Here is a 13,966-nt window from a genome sequence, read left to right as displayed (position 1 = left end):
CTTTCCTTGCCAGGTTTTTATCTTGACACTAAGATACTCGACACATTGATACTTCCCATCGAGTTACGAGGCTGAATGATGTCTAACGCCACACAGACGCGCAAGCGGCCGGAACGAGCCGGACTCCATGCCCTGGGATGCCTGCTGCTGGTCGGCACCTTCCTGGCGCTGTCACTGGTAGTGGCCAAACTGGCCGATGGCGTAGGGGCACCGCGGCTGACCTTTCTGACGACGGCCATGGCCGGTGCCGGCCTCGTGCTACTGGGCATCGCCGTGGCCCGTCATCGACCGCTGACATTCGATCGCCGCACGCTGAAATACGCCATCGTGGCCGGAGCCCTGTTCGCCCTGCCCAATGCCATGGCCTTCCTCGCGGTACGCCATGTCGGGGCGGGATTCATCTCGCTGAGCTTCGCGTTTCCGGTCCTGCTCACCTGGGCGCTGGCCGTCCTGCTGGGACTGGAACGCCTGAGGCCATCGCGCCTGCTCGGCGTGCTGCTGGGGCTCTCTGGAGGCTTGGTGCTAGCCACCGCCAAGGCCGGCGGCATCGACGGTTCGCCAGGCTGGGCCATCCTGGTGCTGGCCATGCCGCTGGTGCTCGCGTTCGGCAACATCTACCGCACGCTGCGCTGGCCCGAGGGCAGCTCGCCGGTCTTCCTGGCAGCCCTGATGATGTTCGGCGGCTCCGTGACGCTGCTGCCCTTCGCGCTGTCGCTCGAACCCGGCCAGTTCCCGGCACTGCTCACCACCGGTGCCGTCGTGCGGCTGCTGCTGGTGGAAGTCGCCGTGTTCGCAGTGCTCTACCTCTTCTTCTTCGTGCTGCAGCGACTCGCCGGTCCCGTTTACCTGAGTCAGATCGGTTCGGTGGCCGCCGTGGTCGGCACCCTGATCGCGGTCTTCGCCCTCGGCGAGGCGCCGCCGCCCAACCTGGGCCCGGCCGCACTGCTGGTAGCCGGCGGCACGCTGCTGTTCCAACGCGGCACCCGCGCAGCATCCCCGGCGAGCGGTACCAAGACCGCCACACTGCCCCCTTCCCCCAAGGAGTCGTCATGACACTCATCGAAGCTCTCAACTGGCGCTATGCCACCAAACGCATGACCGGAGACAAGGTTCCCCCGGTTCAGGTAGAACGGATCCTGGAGGCAATCCGCCTGGCACCCTCCTCCTACGGTCTTCAACCCTATTCCGTGCTGGTGATCGAGGATGCGGCACTGCGCGAACGTATCGGCCCGGTTGCCTTCGGCCAGCCGCAGATCGTCCAGTCGTCGCACCTGCTGGTCTTCGCCGCCTGGAATCCCGTCGAGGCTCGTCACGTCGACGAGCTGACCCGATTGATGGCCGAAACGCGAGGGCTCGAGCCGTCGGAACTGGACGCCTACGGCGACACCATCAAGGGCACTCTCGATGGTTTCGCCACGCCCCATGAACGCTTCCAGTGGGCGGCCCGGCAGGCCTATCTGGCGCTGGGCACGGCACTGGCCGCGGCGGCCATGGAACGCGTGGATGCTTCGCCGATGGAGGGCTTCGACCCGGCGGAGCTTGATCGCCTGCTCGACCTCCAGTCGCAGGGCCTGCGCAGCGTCGCACTTCTCGCCCTGGGCTACCGCGACACTGGGGCCGACCGGCATGCGGGACTCGCCAAGATTCGCTGGCCCTGGGAGCGGCTGTTCATCCCGTTGCCCGAAGCCTGAGCGCCTGCCGAAGCGTCCCAGCTTCAGGAGCCGCCTGCGATTGATCTCATCCAGCGGGCGAAGGCGTCGGCCTGGGGGTCCGTCTCCTGCACGGCGTAGACCACCAGGCACAGATGCCGGCCTTCGTCGACGATCAGGCTGGTGTGCTCGAAGCCGACCTCGCCCAGCCCATCGAGATCGAGCGCGCGCACGCCATGGCAGGGGGCATCCACCTCGTGGCGACGCCACCACTGGCAAAATTCGGGGGAGTGAGCTGAAAGCTCCTTCACCAGGTTGCCGATGGCGGGGTCGTCGTCCGCCCGCGCGTAATCGCGCCGAAAGCTGGAGAGAATGCGTGGCGCCTGGGTCGGCCAGTCGGCGATCACCCGACGCAGCTCGGGGTCGGTGAACAGCATCCACAGCAGATTGCGATACTCGGCCGGCTGCCGGTCGAAGCCGAACACCCGCGCCGCCGCGTCGTTCCACGCCAGCACGTCCCAGCGCAGGTTCAGCACATAGCTGGGGCGTGTCGTCAGGTCGTCCATCAGGCGCTTCACCAGAGGCGGCACCTGGCACCAGGTCTTGCCCGGCTCGACCGGCGGGCGCTGGTGAGTCAGCAGGAACAGATGGCGCCGTTCCGCCGCGTCCAGTTGCAGCGCCCGCGCCAGGTTGTCGAGAAAGGCCGACGAGACGCCGATCTCGCGCCCCTGCTCCAGCCAGGTGTACCAGGTCACCCCCACACCCGCGAGGGTCGCGACTTCCTCGCGCCGCAGCCCCGGCGTGCGCCGCCGCGTGCCCGCCGGCAGCCCCACCGACTCGGGCGAGATCCGCTCGCGGCGAGTACGTAGAAATTCGGCGAGTTCATACCGTGTGCGTACAAGCGTGCGTTCCGGAGCCATGCTGTTGCCTCGAGTAATAGCATAAACGCTTAAATTGTAACCCTCTAAATCCCGCCACACACTCCGCGTGCTTCCCCACAACGCCATTCGATGCATCGAGGAGAGTACAGATGGCACGCGGCTCACAGAGCACGACCTACCTGGTGGCCATCGGCGCCTTCGCGCTGGGCATGGCCTCTTACGTTACCGCCGGGCTGATCCCGCTGATCCAGGCCGAATTCGCGGTCTCCATTTCCGTGGCGGCCCAGCTGGTCACCGCCTTCACGCTCGCCTACGGGCTGGGTTCGCCGTTGTGTGTCGCCCTGCTGCCCGCGCATCGCCAGCGCGGCGGGCTGTTTGTGATGCTGGGGCTGTTCGTCATCGCCAACGCCGCCAGCGCGCTGACGACCAGCGTCGCCGCCCTGATGGCCTGGCGCGTGCTGGCCGGCATGGCGGCGGGCACCTATCTCGCCATCGGCATCGCGGCGGCCGTCGGCGTGGCACCGGCGAGTGCGCGCGGCAAGACGATCTCGATCATCATGGGCGGCATGGCGAGCGGCACCGTGCTCGGCGTGCCGCTCGGTCTGCTGCTGGCAGAGCGCTGGGGCTGGCAGGCCGCCCTGTGGCTGATCGCGCTGATCGGGCTGGTGGCGCTGATCGGCCTGATCGTCCGCCTGCCTCCCATGCCCGCCGCCCAGGTGGTGCCGATGCGCCGCAAGCTCTCCATCCTGGTCGACCGCCGGGTCCTCGGGCTGCTCGGCATCTCCCTGCTGGCCGCCATCGCCAGCCTGGGCATGTACACCTTCATCGCACCGCTGGTCGGCGCACACGGCGAACGCCCGGTGACGCTCTATCTGTGGGTATGGGGCGTGGGTGGCGTGCTCGGCAGCTTCTTGATCGGCGCCCTGGTGGACCGCTTCCCCGGGCCGAAACTCACCTTCGCCATCATGCTGCTGCTGGGTATCGCGCTGATCACCCTGCCGCTGCTGCTGAGCGCCGGCCCCTGGCTGGCACTGATCCCGATCGCGCTCTGGGGCGCCGTGGGCTGGGCGCTGCAGGTGCCCCAGAACAACGAGCTGATGAAAGCCCGAGAAGCCCAGGGCGACGGCAACCTCGCGGTGGCATTGAACGAATCCGCGCTCTATCTCGGCAGCGCCCTGGGCGCCTCGCTCGGCGGCCTGGCCCTGGCACTGCGGATGCCTGTCGACGCGCTCTCCATCACCGCCGGGCTCGTGGCGCTATTAGGCATGGGCTTGCAGGCATGGCTGCTGAAGACACAGGCCCGTGCGCGCGCTGTGGCCTGCCCCGATTCGTGAACTCGCCACACCCCCGGCGCTGAACGCCGCCGACCGGGCGGCGTTCAGCGCAGCCAATGGCGTTCGAAGAAGTCGCTCGGGTGGGCATGATGCGTGTTCTCAGGCGCCAGCTGCCGAGAAGATGGCCCCACTATCCCGATGCCGGGTTCGGCAGCATCTTGGCATGAAGAATAGAAATTCATTTGACAAAACAGCAAACATATCTAAATACTTCGATATGTAGTTTTGAAGGCATCGATGGAATGGAAGGAGAATCCGATGACCCAGCAGATGAAGGCTATGCCAAAGGGCCTGATCGCTTTGGCTTTGGGAGGGTTCGGGATCGGGCTCACGGAGTTCGGGATAGTCGGTCTGCTACCCGAGATCACAGCGGACTTCTCCGTCAGCGAGAGCGTCGCAGGGTATCTCGTTTCAGGCTATGCGCTGAGCGTAGCCGCAGGTGCTATTGGCCTTACGGCAGCGGTCTCCCGTGTGGAACGTAAACGAGTCCTTCTCGGGCTCGTAGTTCTCTTCATTGTGGGGAATCTCATCTCTGCGATGGCACCGACTTATGCGGTCATGCTGACAGGCCGGATCGTTGCCGCCCTATGCCACGGCGCCTTCTTCGGTGTGGGAGCCGTCGTGGCAGCAAACATGGTGACTGAGAATAGAAAGGCGGGAGCAATTTCGCTCATGTTCGCAGGCCTCACGGTCGCCAATGTTGTAGGTATCCCTTTCGGCACCTTCATCGGCCAGCAACTCGGTTGGCGCGCCACTTTCTGGGTTATCACCGCCATCGGTGTGATTACCTTCTTTGGTATTCAGCTCTTGGTACAGAGATCGCCAGCACCGGAAGCAGGTAGCCTCCGTTCTGAAATCGGTGTGTTACGCCGTCCACAGGTGCTCCTCTCTGCAATGGTTAGCATTTTAACATTTGGGGGACTTGTTGGGGCCTATACCTATATTGCATTTACTCTTACTGAAGTCAGCGGTTTTGAAGCAACGGCGGTTCCAGGGCTCCTGTTGTTGTTCGGCGTCGGGACATTTATCGGCAATCTCCTTGGCGGACGCCTTGCAGACCGGGCTTTGGATCGCTCCCTCCAGATGATTCTAGTTGTACTCATAGCTGTGCTGAGTGGCTTCGCGCTCTTGGTCACAAACACTATGGCCACTCTCGTAGCGATGTTCCTTTTAGGGGCTGTAGGCTTCGCTACGGCGCCCGGTCTGCAACTACGGATCATGCATTTCGCAGGCGACGCTCCGACGGTCGCATCCGGAGCGAACATAGCCGCGCTCAACATCGGCAATGCATTCGGTACATGGCTCGGCGGCCTCGCGATCGCGGCCGGCCTAGGGTTCGCATCCCCCCTGTGGGTTGGGGCGGGGCTAGCAACAGCTGCGCTGCTAGTCCTCATGCCGTCGAGCGCGGCCAGCCGCCGAGTAGCATAGTTAACTGCATTATAAGCAACATAGATCAAGACAATCCTACCAATATTATATATAGCACTACCGAACTGACAGCAATTTTTCATGAACAAGCTAAAAAAGGAACCATAGAGCCGCTTTTAATTTTATAAAATAAAGCGGCTGGCGCCGGGAGGGTATTCAGTTGAACAGCAGGACAGCATTTATCAACGAATCTTTCAGTTTCAACCGGACATCAAATTCATCAGAGTTACTCGAAGGCTGGCCAGCCGTATCAGAAGATTATTTCAGGGTGGTCGCATTCTTCCCTGGCTTGGGGAGTAGATCCGCGTACCGAAATATAGGTATGGAATCGATCAGGTCGGCGGAACCCTCAGTTTCTAAGCTATATCATGAAGCAGCAAAAATTCTAGAAATTCCGGGCGGCCCAGCCGGGTTAGCGTTAACCGAACCTAACATGCCCAAGGATCCAGTGGAACGGCAAGGTTTTATTGGGGTATCTTTTTTAATCCAAAACCTTGCTATTTTTAGCAATCTACGTGAACGTGCCATCAAACAAGATAATCTCCAATTTGCAGCCTTCACAGGTGAAAGTTTTGGTATGGTCGCCTCTTCTGTGGCTGCTGGTTCGCTCTCTTTAGAAAACGGGCTGATTTTAGCGAGAGTTTTTACCCCTCTTTTATTGGCCATCTCGAACCAACGAGCGCAAAGCACGTTCGACAAACATATCGAACCTTTCATTCCTCAATACCCTGCTGGCTCGGGACCAATACTAGAGCCTGCACATGTAATTTCATTAAGGGCATTTCCTGATGACCTTTCCAACATCACGAGGTATTTAAGGAAATATTGTCAGGACACTGTAGAGATCCATAAGCATTATTCAAAAAATCAGATTAATATCTATGTACAAGCCACATACATGCCTGAATTTGTTCGCATCTTGCGTGACTACCCCCATGTTAAGGCAGAAGAACTGAAGAAGCCTACAAAATTTATGGCTCATTCACGGCGAATGATAGGTGCGCGCATAGCACTAGATAGATTCATAGACGCTCAGAGAATTACCTTTCATGACCCACACATACCTCTTATCTCCAACAATGGTAAAGGCCTGCTTACAAAAGGCGATCAAGTTCGCCATGCAATTCTTTCTATGACCAACGAAGTCATGAACTCTCAGCGAACAGCTGAGATTGTTGATGAAATTAATCCTGACCTCGTTGCGGAAATAGGACACGGCGGGAAATCTATAAAGCTGCTTAGGGACAATGCCGTTCGCACTGGGGCGACTATAGTCGCAAATAGTGATGACGCTAGCACCCTATTGTATATAGCCAGTCTGGGCCAGAAAATAAAGTCAACCATACGGGAAACAGCAAGCAGAGAAGACGGTAGACTCCTAGCTAATGACTTCACGCTTCTTCGCGATTCAATTAATTTTTCTGTAAAAGAGCCAGTGGTTGATGACTATTTGAAAAGAGTTGCTTATTCGCTGGCTTTCGATGCAACAAGCAAACAAAAATTCGAAACTACCAGCGCAGCGCTTCGAAACTTTCGAAAAACATTGCAATATACGCTAGCTCATCGCAGGCACATCCAGCCAGGGGAACTTGTGCTCAATGCGCGATTGAGAAAGCGTATCTTGGGCGAGCCGAAATCGGTTGGCCAAGCATTCATAGAGCTGAGAACGATTTCCAAAAAAGGAAAAATACAATATCGAGAGGCCATACCAGATAAAGACACTGAGGCGCTAGTTATTCATTTCGAACGCAGCCACCGCTCATACATCAATAAAAAAACTGAAACTTTCAATAATTTTTTAGATGAAGAGCCGATTGCACAACGCATCCAAGATACCATTGTAGAACAAACCAGACTCGTAGATAATCATCTTTATAGGGACCGAGGCCTAGAAAAAACCAAAGCTCGTCTAGATGCAATTGACCTTCTTGTCCAACAATTGACAATGCTAGAGCTGCTCAAGCTTCACCGCCCAGAATTATTTAAGCAGAGCCACGTGTTTTTCGAAGGCAGTGACGCATTCGGCTGGTTGCTCGCACTAGTCTCTGGAGAAGCTGTTGGCCCAGGCCATGTAGTCGAAATAGCAGCTCAAATAGCTACAGGTCGCGCCTCACCCACCCGAATGGAAATGCTCATTGCAGACTTATGTACTCGTATTCGAGACGCTACTTACCCCCTTCTTTCTACCCAAGGGAGCCCACTGATCTCCCGACGAGACATTGAGTCGGAGACAAAAACTCTTTTTAGTCAGCCAAGCGCATGGGTTGGACCCAGGCTGATACGGATTAACGCCTCATGTACAATTGTAGCACTCGGTGATTACCGTCTAATCAAAAACTTGGACACCTCGCCACATTACAATAATATTCTATGCATTCGTTCGCCAGAAGAACTATTACGAAAAGGCCTCAACCCGGGCCTGGATGAAGCCGAGTCAAGAGCACTTCTGGCGATGTCATGGGAAAGGAATGCAATCACAACATATGCTCAGAAACGTAATTTTTTACACAGTACGATAAGTTCATACCTCCATCCCGACGACACCTTGGTAGGTTTCGGTGAGGGCGGAAGCGAATCATTGACGATTTTCTTTCGCCGAGAAGGCGATTCAAAATTACTCGTCCGAAAAGTACTTAGTGAGGCATTAACTACAGCCAAGTGGAATCCACAAGGAAAGGGGCCAATGCTACCGCCTTTTATCAAAGCGAAAAAGCAAGCCGAATATCTAGCCGCTCTGCCCGAAAACCTGCGCAACCACTTCCCTCATGTTAACAAAATCACTGAAAGATGCATCCCTTTACCCGGCAAAAAAAACAGCCATGGTTGGCAAGAGTTGATTTACGAGATGACTTTTATTCCAGGGATTGAGGTTGGGAAGTACATACATGACCATGTCCCGCCAGTTGAAATAATTGCGCGGCTATACGAGCAGGTAATAACTTTTATCCATCATAAAGTTCATACTCAACGCAGGTCACCCGCACCAGGAAACACCCTAGAGGAACAATACTTTAGGAAAATTGAAAATCGGTTAGATTTGTGCAGGCAAATAGCGCCACGGACATTCGACAAGAACCTTATCGACTCGGATGAAATAATTATTAATAGACATCGCTATAGAAATCATAAAAACTTGCTTAAAAAATTTCGATCCGATCTATGCCACACCGAGATACTCGAGCCCAAAATTCATTCTTTAGTAATTGGAGACACTAACACTGAAAACATAAAAATAGGCAATCTTGCTCCCTTGCTTACCGCCCAGCGCTTGATTGAATCTGGGGAAAACCGTGAAAAAATTGAGCAAGCTCTCGCTTCAATCACATCAGAAACACTTGCTTTAGGATTTCTAGACCCACGTGCAATTGGATACCATAGCGCTGGTGCCAACACAAGAGATGACCCGATGTATGACAATAAACCATGGCACAATTCAATTGGTCACTACGATGAGATTCATAACAACTTATTTGTTTTGGATTTATCGTCTGAAATCGACGGCACACAAGATATCTCCATCAAATTCCACGCTGGAAATCCGTACCAGCGAGCATATAAAGTGCGCGATATCACCGAACACGGGGGAGCCATATCGCCTGAGAATCCGATCGGCCTTGAGGATTATTTTGCGAATGTAATGAGTGAAGTCTACCAACTTGGAGACCCTGCTTCGGAGCACCATAGAGACGATCCACAATGGATCACCCGCTTTGTATTCACAATGGGGACGCATTTCACGGCTATGCCGCCATTCCATTTCCAATCTGAAGTCGAAGGCACCGTCATTGATACACCTGAGGTGCAACGGAGACCAGTGGCAATATACTGCGAAGGGATAAAATGGTTGAACTGGGCCTTGGAAATGCTAGAAGGAAAACGTTCCGATTTTCTCGGGATAGAGGTCCCTGCTCGGGATAGATAAAATTAGCTTAAGCTAGAAAATGTTTTATAGGAGAACAGAAAAATGATTGCAGGTTTAAACCCACCAATTGATGGTCTGGAAGACTTTTCCATGGAGTCTAGGGCTATTGCTACACCATGGAGTAGGATCGTGCGCGGTCTCGGGCTCGGTCAGTACCCCATCGGCTATGATCAGCATGCCGAAAAGTGCATCCGCCATTCTATCGACCAACTCTGTTTCCGAGTAGATAATGTAGATTCATACTCGAGATTCGCTTCCGCAATTATAGATTTAATACTTCAAAAAACCAACCCCGCCTTAAACTTAAGCACCAATAAAACGGACTCCCTTGTGTCTACCGTAGTAGGTGAAATACATAATATTAGCAACCCTTATTTTCGGGTAACAGCCGGCTGCATTCTACTGACTTCGATCGCGAAGCTTAACATCAGCAGAGCTTATGTTTCTGGCTCATCACTGGATCTTCCAGCAGAGATACTGACTTCTATGGATGAGATAAAGCCTGACCGAATTCAAGACGAAAACCAAGGGCGACATGGAGATTACGAACGCATTTCTGCTTGGGCAACAGTTTTTTTTGCTTTCGGGCTGCTGGGCCTCAATGAGCGACTTGTAACGACAGAGCGGGATTACATCGCTGAAGCACTCAGCTCACTGGAGAGGGTGCCATCACCTTTCTTCCGCGGTCGAGGCGGATCTATGCTGATCTCTTCAATTGTGTTGCTGGGCCACAAAAACCGACTTCTTGACCACGGCCATGATCATATTGGCTCTATTCTATCTTATCTAGATAGAGCTCCTGAATTAAACAGCAAACCGTCTTTTCCGAGTCATATGTCAGATCACTTTATAAAAGCATATCCTTTATTAACCATGCTTAACGCTATTGGCATCGCTGAACTTCCGATGTATCTGACATTGGGAAGAGATCGACTGCGAGAAGCTAATGACTTGATAGTTGCTATAAAACCAGTCGAGCGAACTCATATGGGCTTATATTATATTATTGCTCTCTATAACTTAGGATGTATCGATACGGCACTGCCCGATAAAAACTATTTTATTGAGAGGCTCGTGAACGAATGGAAGAACATCGACCCAGGACGCGACTATTTCTTGTATGGTATCTCGTACTCGTACTTGTTACAACTTGCCTATTCTACAGGCCGTTGCGATCTCATTACTGATGCAATGATCGACCGCATGGTAACTGCTTTCGCTTCGCTAGAACGTACGGATATGAGCCGTGCAAACCGTCCTTACCCATTCAGCTACGTTCTCAACGTTCTTGCCGATCTAGGCGTCGCAGATCGTTTGTACCGCCCGCACCCCTTTTACTGTGGGCGATCACCTTTCTCCTGGGTCATGGAACATATGTCGCCTAAGGGAGAAGCCGAGCGCCCTCGACTATACATGATCAACCATGCGCTCATTAACTGGGCACTGCGGATGCGGTCACCAAGAGTGAAGAGTGCTAGAAAATCTACTTACTGCATAGATACAAAGTGCACTCAAGCATAGAACACCATATTTACCTACTTTAAAAACACATCATATAACCCTCTCATTCGAGGCTCGCGTGAGCAAGCGCGAATTAAAGTGGCTAAAGGGGAGCGCTAGTGTAGAATCGACATGTTACGATGGATCGTTCTATGTCGGAGAGGCTTAAACACGCAATGACCAAAAACACCCAGGGAGGCGGGACCTCGCTCGCGGAAACTGCCGACGATGCATTGGACGTATTCAAGGCACTGTCGAACCCGGTTCGCCTCCAGATCCTGCAGTGGCTTCGTGAGCCACGGAAGAATTTCCCCGTCGAGCGTGGCATTGCTGATCCCGACGAGGTCGGCGTATGCGTCAGCCATATCACTGAGAAGACCGAGCTTGCACAGTCAACTGTTTCCTCGTTCATGAGCGTGCTGGAGCGAGCGGACTTGGTCATCGCTACCCGGGTAGGCAAGTGGACCCACTACCGACGCAACGAAGAGCGAATCCGGCAGCTCGTTGATATGCTGGGGCGTACGCTTTAAGCGATTTAATACTGCTGTACCCAGGTTTATCTGGCAGTCCCGACTTGTAATTCGTCCCTCAGCCCTCCAACGCACGCTGCTCCCGCCGCCAGGCCGCCGGCGGCGCCCCGAAGGCGCGCTTGAACGCCTTGCCGAAGGCGGCTTCCGAGTCGTACCCCGCTTCCAGGGCGATGCGCGAGATGGGCATCAATGATTCGCGCAGCCGGCGGGCGGCGCCCTGCATGCGCAGCTGGGCCAGGTAGCGCATCGGCGGCACCCCCACCAGTTCGGTGAAGCGTTCGGCGAAGGCGGAGCGGGAAAGCCCGACCTGGCGCGCCAGCGCCTGCGTCGTCCAGTGTCGCTCGGGGGATTCATGCAGCTGGGTCAGCGCCCGGCTGACGTAGGGGTCCTGCAGCCCGCCGACCCAGGCGCGCTGCTCGGGCGGCAGGCGGGCGAGGTAGCGTTGCGCGGCCTCGATGAACAGCAGCTCGGCGAGCCTGGCCAGCAGCGCCGGCGAGCGCACCGCCCCGGCGGCCAGTTCGCCGGCGGCAAGGCGGAACGAACTCTCGATCCACGCCCCGGCCGCGCCCTCCGCCACGTCCAGCGTCATCACCCGGGGCAGCATGCCGACCAGGGCGTTGCAGGGCATCTCGCTATGCAGGAATCCGCACAGCAGGCGGGTGATCTCGCCACCGCCGCCGTAGACGATTCGCGCCGGCCCGCTCGCGGTCATCGGCTGCAGCAGATGGTCGACGCTGACCGGCGGGCCGTTCAGCTCACTACCGAGCAGATGCGGGTCGTTGCGCGGCAGCAGCACGATGTGCCCCGCCGGCACCGCCACCGGCCTGCCCGGCGCCACCTGCAGCAGCAGCCTTCCCGCGCTGACATAGTGGTAGGCCAAAATGCCCTGGGGCACCGGCGTGAACGGCCGGCAATCCTCCGGGGTGACCTGCGCCATCACGCACCAGGGCGCGGAGAACTCCGCATCGAGAAAGATGCCGCCGGTAAAGCGGATCGTGCGCAGCACGTCGAGCGCCGCATCCATGGGTCGCAGCCTCTATCGCGGCGGATCGGACAACAACGCCGGCGCCTCGGCCATTAGGGTTCCCCGTACCACAGAGTAGTCTAGCAGCACGGCGAGCGGCCCGGCCGCCGCCGGGTGGCCGACACGCCGTCGCCGCCAACAATCACAACGAGAACCGGAGCCCCCGCCATGCTGACCGACCGCCAAGGCAACGCCCTGCCCGGCGCCACCGCCGATACCCTGGCCCTGTACAACCAGGCCATCGACGCCTTCAACATCTACCGGGGGGACCCCGTCACCCCGCTGGACCAGGCGGTCGAGGCCGCCCCCGCCTTCACCATGGCGCGCATCGCCAGAACCTATCTGTTTGCCCTGGCCACCGAGCCCGCCGCCGCCCTGGCCGCCAGGGCCGATCTGGCGGCCGCCAAGGGCTCGCGCCTGGATGACCGCGAAGCCTCACACGTCGCCGCCCTCGCCCTGGTGCTGGCCGGCGAGTGGAGCGCCGCCGGGCTCGCGCTGGATCGTCACAACCTGCGCTACCCCCACGATCTGCTGGCCCTGCAGGCCGGCCACCTGATCGACTTCTACCGCGCCAACGCCCGCAACCTGCGCGACCGCCTGGCCCGCGTGTTGCCCCGCTGGTCGCCCGACATGCCGGGCCATTCGATCGCACTGGGCCTGTACGCCTTCGGGCTCGAGGAGACCGGCGACTACGCCCGCGCCGAGGAGACCGGCCGCCAGGCGCTGGACCGGCAACCACTCGACTGCTGGGCGCATCACGCCGTGGCCCACGTCATGGAGATGCAGGGCCGGGCCCAGGACGGCATCGACTGGATGACCGTGCGCGAGCCCTTCTGGTCCGGCGACGACAACCTGTTCAAGGGGCACAACTGGTGGCACCTCGCGCTCTGCCACCTCGACCTCGGCCAGACCGGGGAGGCGCTGGCCCTCTACGACGGCCCGATCCGCCAGGCGCAAAGCGCCGTGGTTCTGGACATGATCGACGCCTCGGCGCTGCTGTGGCGGCTGGCCCTCACCGGCCAGGACGTCGGCGAGCGCTGGCAGGAACTGGCGGCGGCCTGGGATCAACACGCCGACGGCAGGCTCTACCCCTTCAACGACTGGCACGCGGTCATGGCCTACCTGGGCGCCGGACGCGACGACCGGGTGGAAGCACTGCTGACCGCCCTGCGCGAAGCCAGCGATAATTCCGAAACGGCGGCCTGGGCCCGGGGCATCGGCCTGCCGCTGGTGGAGGGCTTCATCGCCTTCTGGCGCGGCGACCACGCCACCGCCGCCGAGCGCCTGCATCCGGTACGCTTCATCGCCAACGCCTTCGGCGGCAGCCACGCCCAGCGCGACATCATCGACTGGACGCTGACCGAGGCCGCCCTGCGCGGCGGCAACCGCGACCTGGCCGAGGGCCTGGCCAACGAACGCCTGGCGCTCAAGCCGCACAGCCCCATCAACCAGGGCTTCCTGCGACGGGCCACTGCGCCGGCCGTTGCCGAGAGCCAGATTGACTGTCGCGGTGTACAACGGGTGGAACCTCGCTCTCTGCCACCGCGGCCCCGGTCATACGCGAGAAGTGTCGGCCCCTTATAACGGCCAATCCGCCGGGAGCGCAGCGCCGTGGTGCTGGACATGATCGACGCCTCGGCGCTGCTGTGGTGGCTGACGGGACTTTCTGCGCCGGGCCACTGCCCCGGCGCAGGCGGA

Annotated in this window: 10 protein-coding genes; 8 read left to right on the top strand and 2 right to left on the bottom strand. The window is 57.8% G+C overall.

What is annotated here, in order from left to right; all coding sequences use genetic code 11:
- Positions 1 to 78: 78 nt before the first annotated feature.
- Both HR9077_RS10325 and HR9077_RS10320 read left to right on the top strand, forming a co-directional pair.
- Entirely contained in the window at positions 79 to 1,053 is a 975-nt protein-coding gene (locus HR9077_RS10325) for a DMT family transporter (protein ID WP_136066919.1), read from the top strand.
- Complete coding sequence (locus HR9077_RS10320) at positions 1,050 to 1,691, top strand: nitroreductase family protein (protein WP_136066918.1); 642 nt, start codon at positions 1,050 to 1,052, stop codon at positions 1,689 to 1,691. Before HR9077_RS10325 ends, HR9077_RS10320 begins: the two co-directional genes overlap by 4 nt.
- 23 nt (positions 1,692 to 1,714) lie before the next feature.
- Here HR9077_RS10320 and HR9077_RS10315 read toward each other — a convergent pair whose 3' ends face one another.
- Positions 1,715 to 2,569, bottom strand: a complete 855-nt coding sequence (locus tag HR9077_RS10315; RefSeq protein ID WP_136066917.1) for a helix-turn-helix transcriptional regulator — start codon at positions 2,567 to 2,569, stop codon at positions 1,715 to 1,717.
- 110 nt (positions 2,570 to 2,679) lie between these two features.
- On the opposite strand from HR9077_RS10315, the gene HR9077_RS10310 reads away from it, so the two are divergent.
- The 5 genes from HR9077_RS10310 to HR9077_RS10290 all read left to right on the top strand — a co-directional run bounded on the left by HR9077_RS10310 (position 2,680) and on the right by HR9077_RS10290 (position 11,244).
- Positions 2,680 to 3,864, top strand: a complete 1,185-nt coding sequence (locus tag HR9077_RS10310; protein ID WP_136066916.1) for an MFS transporter — start codon at positions 2,680 to 2,682, stop codon at positions 3,862 to 3,864.
- A 258-nt stretch (positions 3,865 to 4,122) separates the two neighbouring features.
- Complete coding sequence (locus HR9077_RS10305; RefSeq protein ID WP_210725908.1) at positions 4,123 to 5,292, top strand: MFS transporter; 1,170 nt, start codon at positions 4,123 to 4,125, stop codon at positions 5,290 to 5,292.
- A gap of 322 nt (positions 5,293 to 5,614) precedes the next feature.
- Positions 5,615 to 9,214 (top strand): ACP S-malonyltransferase, encoded by a 3,600-nt coding sequence (locus HR9077_RS10300; protein WP_136066915.1) that lies wholly within the window; start codon positions 5,615 to 5,617, stop codon positions 9,212 to 9,214.
- Between the two features lie 42 nt (positions 9,215 to 9,256).
- Positions 9,257 to 10,735 (top strand): hypothetical protein, encoded by a 1,479-nt coding sequence (locus HR9077_RS10295; RefSeq protein ID WP_210725907.1) that lies wholly within the window; start codon positions 9,257 to 9,259, stop codon positions 10,733 to 10,735.
- A 155-nt stretch (positions 10,736 to 10,890) separates the two neighbouring features.
- The gene (locus HR9077_RS10290; RefSeq protein WP_136066914.1) at positions 10,891 to 11,244 is read left to right on the top strand and encodes an ArsR/SmtB family transcription factor; all 354 of its coding nucleotides are present in this window, start codon (positions 10,891 to 10,893) and stop codon (positions 11,242 to 11,244) included.
- Positions 11,245 to 11,302: 58 nt separating this feature from the next.
- On the opposite strand, the gene HR9077_RS10285 is transcribed toward HR9077_RS10290, so the two are convergent.
- Entirely contained in the window at positions 11,303 to 12,268 is a 966-nt protein-coding gene (locus HR9077_RS10285; RefSeq protein ID WP_136066913.1) for an AraC family transcriptional regulator, read from the bottom strand.
- A gap of 168 nt (positions 12,269 to 12,436) precedes the next feature.
- Between HR9077_RS10285 and HR9077_RS10280 the strand changes: the two genes are divergently transcribed.
- Positions 12,437 to 13,852, top strand: a complete 1,416-nt coding sequence (locus tag HR9077_RS10280) for a tetratricopeptide repeat protein (protein ID WP_244613149.1) — start codon at positions 12,437 to 12,439, stop codon at positions 13,850 to 13,852.
- Positions 13,853 to 13,966: the final 114 nt, after the last annotated feature.

It is taken from the genome of Modicisalibacter radicis (assembly GCF_900961225.1).
Lineage (GTDB): Bacteria > Pseudomonadota > Gammaproteobacteria > Pseudomonadales > Halomonadaceae > Modicisalibacter.
This window is presented reverse-complemented; position numbering and strand designations above follow the sequence as displayed.

Bases quoted from the DNA above. Each gene is read 5' to 3' on its own strand.
- HR9077_RS10280 (WP_244613149.1), top strand. From the start codon at position 12,437: ATGCTGACCGACCGCCAAGGCAACGCCCTGCCCGGCGCCACCGCCGAT.
- HR9077_RS10315 (WP_136066917.1), bottom strand. From the start codon at position 2,569: ATGGCTCCGGAACGCACGCTTGTACGCACACGGTATGAACTCGCCGAA.
- HR9077_RS10310 (WP_136066916.1), top strand. From the start codon at position 2,680: ATGGCACGCGGCTCACAGAGCACGACCTACCTGGTGGCCATCGGCGCC.
- HR9077_RS10290 (WP_136066914.1), top strand. From the start codon at position 10,891: ATGACCAAAAACACCCAGGGAGGCGGGACCTCGCTCGCGGAAACTGCC.
- HR9077_RS10305 (WP_210725908.1), top strand. From the start codon at position 4,123: ATGACCCAGCAGATGAAGGCTATGCCAAAGGGCCTGATCGCTTTGGCT.
- HR9077_RS10295 (WP_210725907.1), top strand. From the start codon at position 9,257: ATGATTGCAGGTTTAAACCCACCAATTGATGGTCTGGAAGACTTTTCC.
- HR9077_RS10300 (WP_136066915.1), top strand. From the start codon at position 5,615: ATGGAATCGATCAGGTCGGCGGAACCCTCAGTTTCTAAGCTATATCAT.
- HR9077_RS10320 (WP_136066918.1), top strand. From the start codon at position 1,050: ATGACACTCATCGAAGCTCTCAACTGGCGCTATGCCACCAAACGCATG.
- HR9077_RS10285 (WP_136066913.1), bottom strand. From the start codon at position 12,268: ATGGATGCGGCGCTCGACGTGCTGCGCACGATCCGCTTTACCGGCGGC.
- HR9077_RS10325 (WP_136066919.1), top strand. From the start codon at position 79: ATGTCTAACGCCACACAGACGCGCAAGCGGCCGGAACGAGCCGGACTC.